This is a genomic window from Halalkalibacter alkaliphilus, from assembly GCF_023555415.1.
Taxonomy (GTDB): Bacteria; Bacillota; Bacilli; order Bacillales; family Bacillaceae_D; genus Halalkalibacter; species Halalkalibacter alkaliphilus.
The window spans coordinates 108168-124999 of sequence record NZ_JAKRYL010000011.1; the positions used below are offsets into that span (position 1 = coordinate 108168).

The window sequence follows — 16832 nt, forward strand, 5'->3', positions numbered from 1 at the left end:
TGATGAAAGCCCCCTTTTCTAAAGTCTAAAGAATATCGTAAGACAGTATCGTACTGTTTCTTTTAATGTATTTGTAGTACTATTGTATAACATTATGAGGAATGAGCTAAAACGATTCATTTACTCTTACTATTACTTTTTTCTTTTTAATTTTGAGAAGGCATTGATTGAATTTGGAGGATCGAAATGAACTACAATACTAACAACACTAGTGTCCGATTATTAATTTCTTGTCATGACCAACCTGGAATTGTCTCTGCTGTTTCAACATTTTTACACCAATATAAAGCGAACATTGTTCAATCCGATCAATACTCCACAGATCCATCTGGTGGAATGTTTTTTATGCGTGTTGAATTTGAAATGTTAGACCCAGATTTTGATATTACTATGATTCGTACTGCTTTTACTGAGATTGGCCTCTCTTTTGAAATGGATTGGCGTATGGAACTTGCATCTCGCAAGAAAAAAATGGCGATCTTTGTTTCAAAAGAAGACCATTGTCTCCTTGAATTATTATGGAGATGGAGAGCAGGAGAAATCGATGTTGACATCCCTCTTGTCATAAGTAATCATCCTGATTTAAAAGAACAAGTTGAATCTTACGGCATTCCTTTTTTCCATATTCCTGTTTCAAAAGCAACGAAGCAGCAAGCCGAGCAAGAAGCTATTCAAAAGCTTCATGAACATAACATTGATTTTATCGTTTTAGCTAGATATATGCAGATACTTTCATCTGACTTTGTCGGAACCTTCCCAAAACGAATCATCAATATTCATCATTCATTCTTGCCAGCTTTTATTGGTGCCAACCCTTATGCAAAAGCATTTGAAAGAGGGGTAAAATTAATCGGTGCCACGGCTCATTATGTTACTGATGATCTAGATGAGGGACCAATTATTGAGCAAGATGTTCTCCGTGTAAATCATCGTTATACGACAGAACAGCTACGTGTTGCAGGTCGTAACGTAGAACGGATTGCGCTTGCTAAAGCAGTAACTTGGCATATTAATGACCAAATTATTGTTCACGGAAACAAAACAGTCGTATTTTAAAAGAGGCTGTATCAAAAGGTCCGTTCTTTGACCTTTTGATACAGCCTCTAAGCTAATTAACTTTTTAACGATAGTAGTTCATTGTTTATGTACTCAAATTCTTCTACTTCCATTGGTGGGTCTAGGAAGATCAGTTGCGCTTCGTTCCGAATATCAGGAAGTTGTTGCTCTCCATGCATACGAATCCATAAATAAAGTGATTCTTGCAGTCCTTTTTTTGCCTCCTTTACCGTCTCACCAAAGCTAACACACCCATCAAGTTGATCTAATTCAATCATCACTTCCATTCCACCTAGCCAATTGTAAACTTTCCTAACTCTCCAGTTGAAGTCTTCTGGTTTACATTCAAACCCATATGTTTTTTCTATCTCAATCAACCTACCTCTCCTTCCTACTTGTTCCCCCTATCTTTTTTAACCAAAACGCACTCGTAATTATACGCACTATTTAAATCTAATTCAAATCACCATCGATATGCTCTTGATTTAATTCTCGTTTGTAAGCATTTGTATGACAATGTGATAGAAGTAAAGACGTAATTTTCATTTGCTGACTTTTAATCGGAGAAGGATGCTTCTTCAACTTTTCATGCCAAAGAGTGAATGTTCTTCGATCAACAAACTCAACTTTCGCTCCTTGCACCTTATTATCTATTATACTGTTTTTGCAAATCACAATGTTTCTAATTGGAAAAGAATGCCCAGCCTCCTCAAGAATCGGCTTGATAACTCCTGTCATGCGAGATAGCGAAACAAGAGGACTTAACCTTTTCATACGAGTTTCATTCACATATTCAATCCAGAAACGATCAGAACTTCCTTCAAACACACTATGCTCTTCTCCTTCTAAGGTAGAGATGCAATAAATTTCCGTAGGACTAATTAGTATAATTTCTAACTCTATCGGAGCTTGCTTGACAGAGAAAACAGGCCTATACATAAGAAAATAATTATCTGGCAGTTTCTGGGCAAAAAATTGCAACCAGTCATCTTTCTTATATTTTGGATGGAGCCTTGATTCTTCTAATAAAGATGAACTTGCCCAGCGCAATTGCGAAAGATACAAGTCATGTAAGAACTCCTCTTTCAGTTGTTCAAACGTCACTTGGGTTAAATGGCTTACACTTTCATCTATATCTTCATATTGTTTTTTCTTTTTTGTGTATCTAGACCAGTTTTTCACTTTTTGTAGTATTCCAAAGAAACGCCCTTTCTCCTCCTCCAGAATTTCTTCTGCGGAAGTCGAATCATACTGTAGTTGTTCCCATTCTGATTTAACATAAAACCAGCGTTCTTTTTTCATTCGAGTAAATTGACTCGAATATCGGTTCAAATCAAATTGGTAACGAGAGATATAATCTTCAAGTTTGACTAAATGGGCCACGCTCGTACCTCCAGCTTTATCCTAATGTACTTCAAGTTTCGTCTCTTCAAATCCTATCATGTCCATTAGTAAAAAAGAAAGACGATAAATGGACCAATAAATGAAACAATGATTGCACTTAAGGTCATCGCAACCGAACTAGATGCCCCTTCCTTCTCACTATTCTCCAGCGCTTTAGCAGTTCCTATCGCATGAGCAGCACTTCCCGTACCAATTCCCTTGCCAATTTCATGCACAATCTTACACCATTTAAATAAATATGGAGCAGTAACTACTCCTCCAATTCCCGCAACCATAACCAACACCGCCGAAAGAGGCGGAATCCCTCCAATTGTTGTAGCAATATCCATCGCTACTGGGGTCGTTACTGATTTAGGAACGAGTGAATAAATTAGTTCTTTTTCTAATCCCATCCATTTTGAAAGTAGAAGTCCACTTGCAATCCCAATGATCGCTCCAATACTCACACTAGTTATAATTGGAATAAAATTGTTTTTCAACATTGGCAATTGACGATATAAAGGGTAAGCTAGAGCAACAACCGCTGGACCTAGGAGCATTTCCAGCCATTTTCCACCAAGAGCATATGTCTCATAAGGAATTTGAAAAACAAGTAGTATGATGATCATTGCAATCGTTGAAATGAGCAATGGTAGCATATACGGATAGGGATAACGTTTATAAAGCTTTTTAGAACCTACATAAACTCCAATCGTTAATAGTAAAAAAACGAGGTTCATCATGATTTTCATCTTTTCATAATCTCCTTTTTCTTTACTAGATTCTGGCCAATTAAACCGGAAATAACCATTACCATCATCGTACTAATTAATGTAATTAAGATTAATAGAATTCCCCTTCCAGCAAAGACATCTAGAAACTGTAAAATACCAACTGTTACTGGTAAAAATAAAAGTGGCATGTGACGTAAAATAAAAGTCGAACCTTCTTCGATATAACGTACAGGCAAGATTTTTGTAATAAGGACAAGAAACAAAAGCAGCATGCCAATGATGCTGCCTGGAATCGACAATTCAAACTGTCGTTGTATACTTGCACCTATTAAATAAAAGCATGTTAAAATAGTTATATGAACCATTATTCTAATCATTGGGTATTATCCCCTCCACCAAACTGAAACCTGTGTACCGTTTTGTATTTAGGTGTTTCCGTTAGAACACTTTTATATAAAATGAACTCCTCTACACGCCATTGAACACCCTGCATTTGATTTCCATCAACAGGTTCATAGTCATTATCTATCGCCCATTGCCTTGCTAAAGTGATATGAGGAGAGTATGACTTCTTATCAAGTTCAAAACCACTTTCTTCACAAAGCCTGGACACATCTCTTTGCAATTGATACAATTTTGCTTCTTCTTTCACACCAATCCAAAAAATTCTCGGCTTTTTCTTCGAGCCAAAAGTTCCATACGTGGAGAGTTCCAACGTAAAAGCTTCCCAATTGGTTACTAAGGATTGACATTTTTTCTGGATTTGTTGCAATTGTTCTTGTGTACATGAACCTAAAAAAACGAGAGTCAAATGAAGATCTTTTTCATGAACCCAGCGTTTAAAAGGGAAGTCTTCTCGAGAGATAGACTCTACAATTTTTCTCTTCAATGTTGACGGCAAAGGAACAGCTAAAAAATAATGGGTTTGCATATGTAAATACTTCCTTTCACAAAAAACATCTCGATTTAGGAAACTGCCATTTAAACCACTTTATACCATTTTACTCTTTCTTATAACAACTAGGAAATCACTTTTTTTCTATGCTAAAATAAATGTATTAACTATAAGAGGAAGTGTATTTATGACTGTTGTAAATAATATTGCAGAATTAATTGGTAATACACCGCTTGTTCGCCTTAATCGTATTGCTGATCCTAATGGTGCGACTGTCTATTTGAAAATGGAAATGCAAAATCCAAGTGGCAGCGTAAAAGACCGCGCAGCTTATAACATGATAGTCCAAGCAGAAAAGGATGGCCACCTGAAACCAGGTTCAACAATTATTGAACCTACAAGTGGAAATACAGGAATCGGTATTGCTATGAACGCTGCAGCAAAAGGCTATCGAGCCATTTTGACGATGCCAGATACGATGTCTGCGGAACGAATCAATATATTAAAAGCATATGGCGCAGAAGTTGTTCTTACACCTGGAGATAAAAAAATGCCCGGTGCGATTGAGAAGGCTCATGAGCTAGCTAAAGATATCCCTAATAGCTATATTCCGATGCAATTTGAAAATGCAGCGAATCCTGATGCCCATCGTCATACAACTGCTGTAGAAATCAAACAATCACTTGATTCAATTGGTAAATCTCTCTCTGCCTTTGTTGCTGCTTCTGGTACAGGCGGAACCATTACAGGGACGGGCGAAGAGTTGCAGAAATTTTACCCGGAAGCAACCATTCATGTTGTTGAACCTGCAGGATCACCAGTTTTATCAGGAGGACAACCAGGACCACATAAACTAGTTGGCACTAGCCCTGGATTTGTCCCTCCTATTTTAAATGAAAATGTCTACAATGAAATATTAAAAATTGAAGATGAAGATGCGTATCGAGTTACACGTGATTTAGCACGAAAAGAAGCCATTCTCGTAGGCCCTTCTTCTGGAGCTGCTTGTTTTGCTGCAATGGAAGTTGCCAAACATCTAACCCCAGATGATGTTGTGGTTGCGATTGCTTGTGATACAGGTGAACGCTATCTATCCACTGATTTGTTTCAGTTTGAGAAATAACTAATCCGTAGCAATGAGCGTGTCGCTACTTCGTTTGAAAGCCTTGGGAGGAGTCGATTTCCCCTCTCAAGGGGAGTAGCGAAAGAAGTCATTGCCACCTCTGTTGCTGGCTTTCGATACCCCTTTTTTAACTTTCCGTTTTTGCAAGCTCATAAATAGCTTCAGCATAAATTGCTGTCATTCTTAACAGATCATCGATTTCGATATACTCATCTTTCTTATGAGCCACATCTTCTCTTCCAGGAAACATCGGTCCAAACGCAACCCCTGTTTTCAGAGATCTCGCATAAGTCCCTCCTCCAATAGCTAATAGCTTAGGAGCCTCTCCTGTTTGACGCTCATAAACTCGTTGTAATGTTTCAATAAGTGGATGATCTTCTTCAACATAATTAGGACCCATATGGTCATGTATCGTCAATGTTGCATTTTCACTCTTAGCCACTTCTTTTAGTTTATTTAAACACTTTTCACCTGAAGCTGTAACCGGATAGCGGATATTCAATCCAACTTTGCTTTCACCATTTGCTTCGAATCGAAACAATCCAGCATTCATCGTTAATGGGCCCGATACCTCATCACTCACTGCTATTTGTAATCCCCCCCATCAAAGTCACAATGCTTAACAATAAACTGAAGATAGTCATTGGCTGCTTGTTGAAAGTTATCTTTCGCTAAAAAATGAGCAAGGTATGTTCCGGCATTCAAGCCATTTTCAGGTGTTGATCCATGAGCTGATACACCATCATAACTCAAATGTAATTCACCACCACTCATCTCGGTCTTGCCAGTATGTCCAAGATCTAGCAAATGCTTTTGAAAGTTCTTTTCAAGCTCCTTCAGAAGACTGCTCTCTCCTTTAATTGTCGCACGTGCTAGCTCAGGCACCATATTAAATCTTTCTCCTGCTTCAAACGCAGAGAGAAAAAGCATTCCCACCTCATCATCCTTCTTAACTCCCCACAGAAAACTCACATCGGTAATTCCTTTTTCAGCATGAATGATTGGAAAATCAGCATCTGGCGCAAACCCTATTGTCGGCATTTCTTCATGTTTAAAATAATGATCTACACATCGCCAATTGCTTTCTTCATCTGTACCTAAAATCATCCGCACTCGTTTATGTAGTTCAAGGTTTAATTCTTTGACTATTGAGAGAGCAAAGAACGCTGCCATTGTTGGCCCTTTATTATCAATTGCCCCGCGTGCGTAAATCCGCCCGTCGCGAATGTCAGCTGCAAAAGGTGGAGATGTCCATCCTTCTCCCGCTGGTACGACATCAAGATGGCACAAGATCCCTACACTTTCATTGCCTTTCCCATATTCGATAATTCCCGCAAAACCATCGACATTCTTTACAAGAAAATCATTTTGTTCACCTTTTTGTAACAAATATGTTAAAGCTCGTGCAATTCCTTCTCCAAATGGCGCATCCTCCGTTGATGTCGATTCGTCTAAAACACTTGAAATACGTAGGAAATCTTGAGTTTCTTTAATGATTTTTTCTTTTCTTTTTCCCACTTCAAATAGCCAATTTATTTCCACTATTTCCATCACCCTCCATTAAGTACGGAACATTTTCGTACACTGGTTTTGCATAGTTGTTAGAATTATTGTAAAATGTAGACAAACGGAATGAACCATGCTTCATCTGAACCACTTACAACATTACCTTTCTTATAATGCAAATGCAACTGAGAGAGGAGAACGGTCATCCCTGTAAAATGTTAAAGACATTTGACAGCTGTAATAACATGCATGATATACCATGTTATTACATAGACTCTACCTAAGAACAAGTCATGATTATGAATAAGGAGTGGTTTTTTGAAAACTTCAACTGATCGTATGCTGACTCGTATTAAGTCTATCTACCTTTACATCAAACAAAGGGGGACCGTCACAACGAATGAATTAGTTGAAGAATTCGGCATAACCCAACGGACGATTCAACGTGACCTAAACGTACTTGAATACAACAATCTCGTTGAAAGTCCTACGCGTGGTAAGTGGAGTGCAACCAAAAAGAAGACTCAAGTTTCGTAATAGATATGGTGTAAAGCCATATGCAATAGGTAAGCTAAAAGAAGGTGTCTCTATGGTTTTTAGAAAACCATAGAGACACCTTCTTTATTTTGTCAAAAGCAACTCAATTTCAGATTCTGTTAGTTCTCTATATGTACCTAGTTCTAGATTATGATCAAGCTCAAGTTCTCCAATTTTCAACCGCTTAAGTGAAAGAACTTTTTTCCCTACAGCCTCAAACATTCGTTTCACTTGATGATATTTTCCTTCCGTAATGGTTAGTTTAATTACTGAGGTAGCCCCCTGCTCTAAAATGATTAGTTCTGCCGGTTTCGTTACATAGCCATCTTCTAATGTTACACCATGTTTAAAAAGTGTGATATCTTCGTCCGTCACCTCGCCCCGGACTGCTGCTGTATATGTTTTTGGAACATGCTTTCTAGGTGACATTAGCGCATGTGAAAATTGACCATCATTTGTAATTAAGAGTAACCCTTCCGTATCTTTATCTAACCGCCCAACCGGAAATGGTTCATACATTGCATGTTCATATAGCAATAGATCAATGACCGTTTCATGCTCTTGATCCTCAGTAGCAGAAATAACTCCTTGAGGCTTGTTAAGCATGAGATAAATATACGGTTTATATTTCACCTCTTCCCCAAAAACCGTTACTAAATCCAAATCTGGATTTACATGTATTTTGCCTTCCTTTACTACTTCTCCATTTACATGGACACTGCCTGATTTCATTAGCTTTTTCACATCTTTTCTCGTTCCAAAGCCCATATTGGCAAGTAATTTATCCATTCTCATTTTCTTGTTCTCCTTTCAGCTGCAATCTATCGGCAATTTTTCTAGCAAAACCTCCCAAATCATTGGATTGATAAGCATCAACCACACCATGGACGGTTTGATCAAACGTTTGTTTAATAATTGCCTCAGGGATGTCGTTCGCCTTTAACGAGTTCCCAAGTTCTACACTCATTTTTATCGCTGCCTCTGTCCCTAATTGATTAGCTAGAAGTACCTCTTCCTCTTCGGCAATTTCAATTTGCATCGTAGGAAACCAAGATACAAGCCTCCCCTGTTCCTTCTGATGGTGTGCAGGCAATGCCAATAATCCTTTTTTTTCTTTTTTAGCAACTATCGCATGTCCTGCCAACTTTAGAGGGACCACTTTTTTCTCAACACAAAGTTGCTTTACCTCATCTTCCGTTACCGCAGTAGCCATATGATAGACCGTTACTTCCTTTTGAAGAAAATGATCATATTTCTCAAAAAAATCTTTGTAACCATTTTTTGGCAAACAAAGAAAAATCGCTTTTGCCTCTCTTAAATTAGCTTCACTAGCTTTTTTTACAAAAGGAAATTGCTCAACCAAGTTATCAACAGTTTGCTCATTCCGACCGAACACATACGTAGTTCCTTCTTTCTTCAAAACAGTTAAAAGCATACTAGCTAGACGGCCCGATCCAATAATAACTTTCATCGACTCTACCCCCTATTTGCATTACATCGTTCTTTCTAAAAAAGAAAGAGCTGAAATCAAAATGATTATCAACTCTTACATACTTGACTCTTCTGTTTCAAACATATAATGCCGTGTTCGTATATTCACATTAAGGATAATCCCCATTGCCAGCATATTGGTTAAGAGTGCACTTCCTCCGTAACTGATAAAAGGAAGAGCCAAACCTGTAATAGGCATTAGTCCAATCGTCATTGCAATATTTTGAAACACTTGGAAAACAAGCAATCCAATAACGCCTGAAACCAAATAGGTTCCAAATAAATTATTACATGTTAATGCAATGATGATCATTCGATAAAACAATAGAAAATACGTGACGATTAAAATCGTTGCACCAATAAAACCAAACTCTTCACCAATTACGGTAAAAATAAAATCTGTATGAATCTCAGGGATTCGATCACTTTGCGTCTGAACTCCCTGCATGAATCCACTTCCATGTAATTGACCTGATCCTATCCCTCTCATCGCATTGACAAGTTGATAACCAAATGAACCTTGATGTTCATATGGGTCCAACCAACCATAAATACGATCGAGCTGATGTGATGCAATAATTTTTGAAAACAACTCAAAATTATGATTATGCAACCAAACCAGTGATGTGATTCCTGCTACTACCGACAATCCTAAAAACAAAAGAATTCTCCAGGCAACCCCTGACATTAAAAGCATTGTTCCCATAATGCTTGCAATAACAAGCGCCGTTCCTAGATCTGGTTGTCTTAGTATTAAGAAAAATGGAGGAAGCCCAATTGCAACAACCTGCCCAACGATAATTAAATCTGATTTGAGATCTTTTGTTACTCTATTAGCCGTCACCCGATACAACATATGAGCGAGCGCAATAATTAAGAATATCTTCATAAACTCTGATGGCTGTATTTCAGCAGGCCCTAAATCAAGCCATCGCTGAGAACCATTACGAAATACACCAAGAGGAGAATATGCAACAAGTAACAAAAGAGTAATCCCAATCCCATAAAGGGGAATCGAGAAGTTTTTAAACAAATCATAGTCGATTAACATAACGCCTACCATAACGACGATCCCGACGACAAACCAAATCACTTGGCGCTTCACATAGTAAGTCGGGTCATTACTGAAGTATTGACCAGATCCACTATAAATAGCTAACAAGCTAATACACATGAGCACAAACAACAGAAATAACAATGTGTAATCAATCTGCTGAAAGCCCGTTTTCCTTTCTTCCATTGTAGCCTCCATCTATAAGAAACAGCTCTCTGACTTTATTTAAGAAGCAGAAAGCTGTGTTTCTTCCTTGTTTTCTTTGAGTCTAATTTGACGTATGTTATTACGCGAAATATTCGCTAAGATAGCCAAAGAGACGAGTGTAAAGAACAGTGAGGATCCTCCATTACTTATTAATGGCAGTGGGATTCCTGTAATTGGGAGCATTCCAGTAACCGCCCCTATATTAAAGATAATTTGTACTGCGATTTGAAAAACGATACCAAATGCTAACAAGCTTCCAAAGGGACTTTTGCACTTTGCTCCTATCATAACACCTCGGATTAAAATAAGTGCATGCAATCCTAATACGATTAATACACCTAATAATCCTAATTCTTCAGCGACGATCGCAAGAATAAAATCTGTATGCGCCTCTGGTAAATAATAGAGCTTTTGAACACTTTGACCTAAGCCTGTCCCACTAAGACCGCCGTGTGCCATCGCTATATATGATTGAATCACTTGATGTCCATCACCCATTGGATCAGCAAATGGATCTTGATATGACGTAAGACGCCTCACTCGATAAGGGGCAGACATAGCAAATACTATAAATAGCGTAGCTCCAACTACCCCTAGCCCTATTAAATGCCGCCACTTAGCTCCAGAGAAAAAAACTAGAAAGAAGGTAACAAGAAGAATCGACGTTGCCGTTCCAAGATCCGGCTGCATCATAATTAACCCAAACACAAATCCGACTACAACTAATGGCGGCATGACGCCTTTTACAAATTGGTCAATATACGCTTGTTTCTGTGAATAAACTTGAGCTAAATAAATGATCATACCGATCTTTACAAATTCGGAAGGTTGTATCCTTAATGGGCCTAATTGGATCCAACGCTGAGCCCCTCCAATCGTTACGCCAAACCACGGGAGCAAGACAAGAAATAATGCAAAAATGGAAATCAGTATGATGATTGGAGACATCTTCCGATAAAACCGATAAGGAAAATGCATGACAACTAAAAAAGCTAATACAGCTAATACAAACCAAAGCAACTGTCGTTGTATAAAAGAATACGGATTGGGGACCGTCTGTCCTAACCCTAAAGGATAACTTGCACTAAATACCATCACCAAGCCGAACCCAGCCAAAAGGAACGTAGTGATGATTAACAGCCAATCATTATCTTTTCGAAATGAATACTTCATCGCGCCCCCCTGCTCTAGCAAAATTTCGTTCACCATGAACGCCAGTCCAAAAAGCGGAAAGGAAGACATAACTAACATTCCAGCTTTTCTAGAAGCTAACATGCCTGCAGACTCGGACTTTTAGAACATTCTTTATTATATCAAACCACCCATACAAGCAAAAGAGGCTTTCATTGCCAAACAATGTCGAAATTGTTAGAAGAACTCGGCTTCGGCCAGATACCACCCGGAAAGAAGCATACTTCCTACCTATTTCTCACACTTGACCAAAGCCGGCAATCTCCGGCCGAAGCCTTAGTTCTTCTTACCAACCAAACTCCACCCTCTCTCACCCGGAATAACTGAAAGGAAGAAGACGAACTTACTTCTTCCTTTCAGCTATGGAGGGAAGTTATGCTCCAACCCTCACTTAACATCTTTCCCTCACACCCGGCCGAAGCCTTAGTTCTTACTACCAACCAAACTCCTTCTTCTTACCCGATAAACTGAAAAAGAGAAGATGATGACGAAGTTACTTCTTCCTTTCATAAAAAGGGAGGCTGTAAGCTTCCTCTACACACTCTCTCCACTCTACCAAATTCAGCAACTTCCACCAAAGCCTTAGTTCTTCTTACCAACCAAACTCCACCCTCTCTCACCCGGAATAACTGAAAGGAAGAAGACGAACTTACTTCTTCCTTTCAGCTATGGAGGGAAGTTATGCTCCAACCCTCACTTAACATCTTTCCCTCACACCCGGCCGAAGCCTTAGTTCTTACTACCAACCAAACTCCTTCTTCTTACCCGATAAACTGAAAAAGAGAAGATGATGACGAAGTTACTTCTTCCTTTCATAAAAAGGGAGGCTGTAAGCTTCCTCTACACACTCTCTCCACTCTATCAAATTCAGCAACTTCCACCAAAGCCTGAGTTCTTCTTACCAATCAAACTCCGACTTCTAACCCAGAAGGGAAATTTCCACATATATTACCCCTCTTGCCTTTCTTTCAGTTTCTTCCTATTCAAAAATCGGAACCTTGCTCCAAGTACTTGTCCAGCTAAATTGGAACGATAACTTAAAAATAAATAAATAGCTGCACCAACTAAGACACCGACAATCAAACTAGGAAATGCTCGTAGCTGCGATGTAACTGGAAGCAATTGTTGCATTCCGACATTGACAACCATGACACCTCCTGCCATAACAACCGTAAAAACAATAATTAATATGGCTCGTTTGGCGATTAATTTGTAACTGAATTCAGCATATTTCCCAATAGCCCAGACTGTTATGACAAGCGAGGCTGTATACCCTACATACGTAGCTAATACTCCTCCAAGCGGTCCGAACATAGTTAGAAACCAACTATTTGCTGCCAGTTTTAAGGCAAGACCAACACATAAAGCGATGACCGCTATTTTCTGTTTGTTTATACCTTGAAGAATCGCAGCAGTTACAGCAAACAATGAAAAGAACAATGTAATCGGGGCATAATATTGTAAGATATATCCTCCAATTTCATAATCAGCAAGTCCATAAAGCGCACCAAACGCTGGATATGCTAACACTGACATACCTACTGCAGCAGGTATCGTCAAAAATAAAATCACTTGATAGGTTTGAGTGATTTGCTTCTGCAACAAATCAGTATCATTTATTGTAAAAGATTTTGTAATAGTTGGAATTAATGTAATCGATAGTGCTGTTGCTAGTGCCATTGGAATGAGAATGATTTTATGGGCCGTATTTGAAAACACAGCAAACGCAACTTCTGACTCATCCTGTGTTAAATGTGTACCAATCAATGTATTATTAAACGTAAATAAGTCTATTAGTTGATAAAGCGGAATCGCTAATCCTACAAACGAAAGTGGCAATGCATAGGTAATTAACTCTTTATACATGGACCCGAGCGACAGTTGATGATCCATCGTGCTTTTTTCAATCTGTTCATGGATATATTTTTTTCTTTTAAACCAGTATGTTAACAGGACAGTTAAACCACCAAGCGCCCCTACAAAAGCGCCAAATGTTGCGAACCCAACTGCTAGGCCCGTACTACCTTCCATAATGTTCACAATTGAAAACGTAATGGCTAATATAAAGACGATCCGAACGATTTGTTCAATCACTTGTGATACAGCCGTAGGCCCCATTGATTGGAACCCTTGAAAGTATCCTCGAATAATAGACATAATTGGAACAACAAGTAAAGCAACACTTACCATCCTAATGGTAAAGACAATCTCATCAAATGTATTTCCTTGCTCTGTTGGATTTTCAATAATCCAAGGCACGATGTAAGGTGCTGTGAAAAATAAAACGAGAAAAGCTATTAAGCCGGTTATGAACATAAATAGTAATCCTGATTTAAACAATCTGTGTCCAGTTCTGTAATCACCTAATGAATTATATCTTGAGACGAATTTAGAAACGGCTATTGGTACACCTAATGTGGCTAGACTTAATAAAACGGTATATGGTAAATAGCCATATGAGTATAGGGCTATTCCTGTTTGGCCCACAATAGCAGTAAAAGGGAAAATATAAATAAGACCTAATATTTTAGAAGCAAACGTAGCGGCTGTTAATACCATCGTACCGCGCATTAATTTTGAATCCGACATCATTGATTCCTACTTTCCTAAATCCCTAAATTTAAGATGATCATTTTACTCCTTTTGCATTTTACCACAGTCTTCTATGAGTTGCTCGAGTTAACATTGAATTCCTTTTTTTTATAAATAGTGATACTGTATGAGTCTGTAAAAAAAACAGCAATAGCTCCACACGCTACACACCTCTATGTGAACCCCACTCCTAGAGGGTCAAAACCTTGTAGCGGTTCCGCTCATTGCCTAGAGTCTGTTCAAAAAGGGATAAACCACCCCTTTTTGAGCAGACTCTGTAATCAAAGAAATTGAGGTGAAGAAACATGAAAAAATATGATGTCATTGTTATAGGCGGTGGTCCTTCGGGTTTGATGGCATCCATAGCAGCTTCTGAACATGGCGCAAGTGTACTTCTTTTAGATAAAGGGAATAAACTCGGCCGTAAGCTTGCTATTTCAGGAGGTGGGCGCTGCAATGTAACAAATCGCATGGAAATTCAAGATCTTATTGCGCACATTCCAGGAAATGGTCGTTTTATGCACAGTCCATTCTCTGTCTTTAATAACGAAAGCATTATTGCCTTTTTTGAAGGACTAGGCATTCAATTAAAAGAAGAAGATCGCGGAAGGATGTTTCCAGTTAATGACAAAGCAACAACTGTAGTTGAAACACTTTTAAACCGGGTTCGTGAGTTAGGAGTGGATATTCGTACGAACACAACTGTCAAAACGATTAACTATTCAGATGAATCCGTCTCTGAAGTGGTTTTACAAAATGGTGAGCATATCTCTACCCCTACAGTCATAGTGGCAACTGGTGGGAAATCAGTTCCCCACACAGGCAGTACTGGAGACGGCTACCCTTGGGCTGAGAAAGCAGGACATACCATTACCGACTTATATCCAACAGAAGTACCTATTACTTCAAGCGAAGAGTTTATACGCAAAAAATCTCTGCAAGGTTTGTCATTAAGAGATATTGAGTTAACTGTGTTTAACCCTAAAGGAAAAAAAATTAAAACTCACGATGGTGACATGATCTTTACCCACTTTGGTATTTCTGGCCCTGCTGCACTACGCTGTAGTCAATATGTTGTGAAAGCATTAAAGAAGTTTGAAACAAAAACAATTAAAATGGAAATTGATCTATTTCCTTCTTTATCCGAAGAGGCTTTGTTTCAACAATTATTGGCTAAGGTAAAGGCCGAACCGAAAAAATCAATGAAGAACTTATTAAAAGGCTTTGCACCTGAGCGATTTTTGTTATTCGTTTATGATAAACTTTCTTTTGATACGCAAGCACAAGCATCTACAATTCAACATGAATGCTTTCGATCTCTCGTAACAGTTTGTAAGCATTTTGAACTGGAAGTAAACGGTACACTATCGATAGAAAAAGCATTTGTTACCGGAGGTGGAATTTCCATTAAAGAAATCGAACCGAAAACGATGCACTCTAAAAAGAAAAAAGGCTTATACTTTTGCGGTGAAGTTCTCGATATTCATGGCTATACAGGTGGCTATAATATTACTGTTGCCTTTTCCACAGGCTATACAGCTGGGAAATCCGCAGCAGAACAAGTTGTTCACAAATAATATCCACATTATCCACAGGTCGAATGATTATTCTGACTATTTCTTTCATATTCCGACAAATTCTTTATTTACCCAATATATTCACTTGTGTATATATTGGGTTATCCACATTTTTATTCACATTATATACAAGTAACAAAGGCCTGTATTTGTTAGTTTTTCTGCTGCAGAAGTCCCAATATTCTATCAATTCACACTCCAATTTGTACAGTTTTTAAATAACCCTTCATTTTCCTTCCTTGCCGAATAATCTCATCTTTTTCCACACAATATAAAACGAATCTAAAAGAGGAGTGAATGAAATGGATGTAAAACGAGTCAAACAAATATTGTCTTCTTCCGCTGATATTAATGTTACCTATAACGGGACTTCTGTTTGGATTGACCAATTGCATGAAGATGGTAAGACAGCAACTGTTCATTTACGCGGACCGTTAGAAGAACGTTCTGATGTAGATATTTCAGAATTAGAAGAAGTTTAATAAGAAAAGCCGCGCATGCGGCTTTTCTAGAAGCAATGCGCGAAGCCGTCGCCTCATTTTTAGCCTTTTCTGAGTGATTTTCTCAGAAATGGCGTGCGACGTGCGAAGCCATTGCTCTTCTTAGCGTTCGCTTTCAGAGTCTTTGAAAAGAAAAGCCGCGCATGCGGCTTTTCTTAGAAGCAATGCGCGAAGCCGTCGCCTCATTTTTAGCCTTTTCTGAGTGATTTTCTCAGAAATGGCGTGCGACGTGCGAAGCCATTGCTCTTCTTAGCTTTCGCTTTCAGAGTCTTTGAAAAGAAAAGCCGCGCATGCGGCTTTTCTTAGAAGCAATAGGCGAAGCCGTCGCCTCACTTTTAGCCTTTTCTGAATGGGTTTCTCAGAAAAGGCGTGCGACGTGCGAAGCCATTGCTCTTCTTAGTGTTCACGATAACCCCTTCAAACTTTTTACTGAAGGTTATTCTGTTGCTGCATTGCATCAAATACTTGTTGTTGGGCTTGTTGAACTTGTTGCTTCTCTTGCTGAACATGTTGCTTTTCTTGTTCAACTTGCCCTTGAAGTGTTTGTAGATACTGTTGACCTTGCTCTACTTGTTGATGCAAATTTTGTAAATTGATCTTCTGTTGCTGTACTTCCTGCTGGGCTTGTTGTAGCTTTTGTTGAGCATCTTGAAACTGTTGGTTTTCCATTTGCAAATTTTGCTGTGCTTGTTGCAATGGATCAAGTTGTGGTGATGGTTGTTGTGGCGGTTGCGTTTCCTGCTGAATTTCAAGCTCAGCACTTACGAGTTGTTCGCTTCCCGTTTCGAGATCCTGCTTAGCCTGTTCAAGAAATGCCTTTGTTTCAGTTAGATCTATATTTTGTACGCTCCCTTGTCCAGCCGGCAGTAACAATTGCTTTTTTTCTCCCATATTATAGACCTCCGCTCCTCATAATCAGGTACATAGATACCCAGTAAATATCGTGCTCATTATCGCTGTTTCTATGCTTAGTGAAAGCTTTGAGA

The 16832-nt window shown here is 38.7% G+C and carries 16 protein-coding genes and 1 pseudogene; 5 read left to right on the top strand and 12 right to left on the bottom strand.

The window, feature by feature from the left end:
• Nucleotides 1-186: 186 nt before the first annotated feature.
• Complete coding sequence (gene purU / locus MF646_RS12040; protein ID WP_250096745.1) at nucleotides 187-1056, top strand: formyltetrahydrofolate deformylase; 870 nt, start codon at nucleotides 187-189, stop codon at nucleotides 1054-1056.
• A gap of 56 nt (nucleotides 1057-1112) precedes the next feature.
• Here purU and MF646_RS12045 read toward each other — a convergent pair whose 3' ends face one another.
• From MF646_RS12045 to thpR, 5 genes are all read right to left on the bottom strand, one after another.
• Nucleotides 1113-1433 (bottom strand): type II toxin-antitoxin system HicB family antitoxin, encoded by a 321-nt coding sequence (locus tag MF646_RS12045; RefSeq protein ID WP_250096746.1) that lies wholly within the window; start codon nucleotides 1431-1433, stop codon nucleotides 1113-1115.
• Nucleotides 1434-1509: 76 nt separating this feature from the next.
• Nucleotides 1510-2439 (bottom strand): NERD domain-containing protein, encoded by a 930-nt coding sequence (locus MF646_RS12050; protein ID WP_250096747.1) that lies wholly within the window; start codon nucleotides 2437-2439, stop codon nucleotides 1510-1512.
• Nucleotides 2440-2504: 65 nt separating this feature from the next.
• Nucleotides 2505-3191, bottom strand: a complete 687-nt coding sequence (locus MF646_RS12055; protein ID WP_250096748.1) for an LrgB family protein — start codon at nucleotides 3189-3191, stop codon at nucleotides 2505-2507.
• Nucleotides 3188-3550: a CidA/LrgA family protein gene (locus tag MF646_RS12060; RefSeq protein ID WP_250096749.1), complete on the bottom strand. Its 363-nt coding sequence runs from the start codon at nucleotides 3548-3550 to the stop codon at nucleotides 3188-3190. Before MF646_RS12060 ends, MF646_RS12055 begins: the two co-directional genes overlap by 4 nt.
• The gene (thpR, locus tag MF646_RS12065; RefSeq protein WP_250096750.1) at nucleotides 3547-4104 is read right to left on the bottom strand and encodes an RNA 2',3'-cyclic phosphodiesterase; all 558 of its coding nucleotides are present in this window, start codon (nucleotides 4102-4104) and stop codon (nucleotides 3547-3549) included. The genes MF646_RS12060 and thpR overlap by 4 nt, the downstream gene beginning before the upstream one ends.
• A 151-nt stretch (nucleotides 4105-4255) precedes the next feature.
• On the opposite strand from thpR, the gene cysK reads away from it, so the two are divergent.
• Nucleotides 4256-5191 carry a cysteine synthase A gene (gene cysK, locus MF646_RS12070; RefSeq protein ID WP_250096751.1) on the top strand — a complete coding sequence of 312 codons (936 nt, stop codon included), beginning with the start codon at nucleotides 4256-4258 and terminating at the stop codon, nucleotides 5189-5191.
• 127 nt (nucleotides 5192-5318) lie between these two features.
• Here cysK and pepV read toward each other — a convergent pair.
• Nucleotides 5319-6736: pseudogene (gene pepV, locus MF646_RS12075) on the bottom strand (dipeptidase PepV).
• A 279-nt stretch (nucleotides 6737-7015) separates the two neighbouring features.
• Here pepV and MF646_RS12080 point away from each other — a divergent pair.
• Complete coding sequence (locus MF646_RS12080; RefSeq protein ID WP_250096752.1) at nucleotides 7016-7234, top strand: DeoR family transcriptional regulator; 219 nt, start codon at nucleotides 7016-7018, stop codon at nucleotides 7232-7234.
• Between the two features lie 84 nt (nucleotides 7235-7318).
• Here MF646_RS12080 and MF646_RS12085 read toward each other — a convergent pair whose 3' ends face one another.
• From MF646_RS12085 to MF646_RS12105, 5 genes are all read right to left on the bottom strand, one after another.
• On the bottom strand, nucleotides 7319-8029 hold the full coding sequence (locus MF646_RS12085) for a pseudouridine synthase (protein WP_250096753.1): 711 nt from the start codon (nucleotides 8027-8029) through the stop codon (nucleotides 7319-7321).
• The gene (locus MF646_RS12090; protein ID WP_250096754.1) at nucleotides 8016-8705 is read right to left on the bottom strand and encodes an NAD(P)-binding domain-containing protein; all 690 of its coding nucleotides are present in this window, start codon (nucleotides 8703-8705) and stop codon (nucleotides 8016-8018) included. Before MF646_RS12090 ends, MF646_RS12085 begins: the two co-directional genes overlap by 14 nt.
• A gap of 75 nt (nucleotides 8706-8780) precedes the next feature.
• Entirely contained in the window at nucleotides 8781-9965 is a 1185-nt protein-coding gene (gene rodA / locus MF646_RS12095) for a rod shape-determining protein RodA (RefSeq protein ID WP_250096755.1), read from the bottom strand.
• Nucleotides 9966-10004: 39 nt separating this feature from the next.
• Nucleotides 10005-11159: a putative lipid II flippase FtsW gene (ftsW, locus tag MF646_RS12100; protein ID WP_250096756.1), complete on the bottom strand. Its 1155-nt coding sequence runs from the start codon at nucleotides 11157-11159 to the stop codon at nucleotides 10005-10007.
• A 966-nt stretch (nucleotides 11160-12125) separates the two neighbouring features.
• Complete coding sequence (locus tag MF646_RS12105; RefSeq protein ID WP_250096757.1) at nucleotides 12126-13766, bottom strand: putative polysaccharide biosynthesis protein; 1641 nt, start codon at nucleotides 13764-13766, stop codon at nucleotides 12126-12128.
• A gap of 308 nt (nucleotides 13767-14074) precedes the next feature.
• On the opposite strand from MF646_RS12105, the gene MF646_RS12110 reads away from it, so the two are divergent.
• Together MF646_RS12110 and MF646_RS12115 are read left to right on the top strand one after the other, a co-directional pair.
• Nucleotides 14075-15346 (top strand): BaiN/RdsA family NAD(P)/FAD-dependent oxidoreductase, encoded by a 1272-nt coding sequence (locus MF646_RS12110; RefSeq protein ID WP_250096758.1) that lies wholly within the window; start codon nucleotides 14075-14077, stop codon nucleotides 15344-15346.
• Between the two features lie 302 nt (nucleotides 15347-15648).
• Nucleotides 15649-15828, top strand: coding sequence for an H-type small acid-soluble spore protein (locus tag MF646_RS12115; protein ID WP_250096759.1), 180 nt, complete (start codon nucleotides 15649-15651; stop codon nucleotides 15826-15828).
• A gap of 444 nt (nucleotides 15829-16272) precedes the next feature.
• On the opposite strand, the gene MF646_RS12120 is transcribed toward MF646_RS12115, so the two are convergent.
• Nucleotides 16273-16737 (bottom strand): hypothetical protein, encoded by a 465-nt coding sequence (locus MF646_RS12120; RefSeq protein ID WP_250096760.1) that lies wholly within the window; start codon nucleotides 16735-16737, stop codon nucleotides 16273-16275.
• Nucleotides 16738-16832 lie beyond the last annotated feature (95 nt).

Excerpts from the sequence above, each read along its gene's own strand:
- ftsW (WP_250096756.1), bottom strand. The coding sequence starts at position 11,159 with ATGAAGTATTCATTTCGAAAAGATAATGATTGGCTGTTAATCATCACT.
- MF646_RS12105 (WP_250096757.1), bottom strand. The coding sequence starts at position 13,766 with ATGTCGGATTCAAAATTAATGCGCGGTACGATGGTATTAACAGCCGCT.
- purU (WP_250096745.1), top strand. The coding sequence starts at position 187 with ATGAACTACAATACTAACAACACTAGTGTCCGATTATTAATTTCTTGT.
- MF646_RS12085 (WP_250096753.1), bottom strand. The coding sequence starts at position 8,029 with ATGAGAATGGATAAATTACTTGCCAATATGGGCTTTGGAACGAGAAAA.
- thpR (WP_250096750.1), bottom strand. The coding sequence starts at position 4,104 with ATGCAAACCCATTATTTTTTAGCTGTTCCTTTGCCGTCAACATTGAAG.
- MF646_RS12060 (WP_250096749.1), bottom strand. The coding sequence starts at position 3,550 with ATGATTAGAATAATGGTTCATATAACTATTTTAACATGCTTTTATTTA.
- MF646_RS12055 (WP_250096748.1), bottom strand. The coding sequence starts at position 3,191 with ATGAAAATCATGATGAACCTCGTTTTTTTACTATTAACGATTGGAGTT.
- MF646_RS12090 (WP_250096754.1), bottom strand. The coding sequence starts at position 8,705 with ATGAAAGTTATTATTGGATCGGGCCGTCTAGCTAGTATGCTTTTAACT.
- cysK (WP_250096751.1), top strand. The coding sequence starts at position 4,256 with ATGACTGTTGTAAATAATATTGCAGAATTAATTGGTAATACACCGCTT.
- MF646_RS12120 (WP_250096760.1), bottom strand. The coding sequence starts at position 16,737 with ATGGGAGAAAAAAAGCAATTGTTACTGCCGGCTGGACAAGGGAGCGTA.
- MF646_RS12110 (WP_250096758.1), top strand. The coding sequence starts at position 14,075 with ATGAAAAAATATGATGTCATTGTTATAGGCGGTGGTCCTTCGGGTTTG.
- MF646_RS12115 (WP_250096759.1), top strand. The coding sequence starts at position 15,649 with ATGGATGTAAAACGAGTCAAACAAATATTGTCTTCTTCCGCTGATATT.
- rodA (WP_250096755.1), bottom strand. The coding sequence starts at position 9,965 with ATGGAAGAAAGGAAAACGGGCTTTCAGCAGATTGATTACACATTGTTA.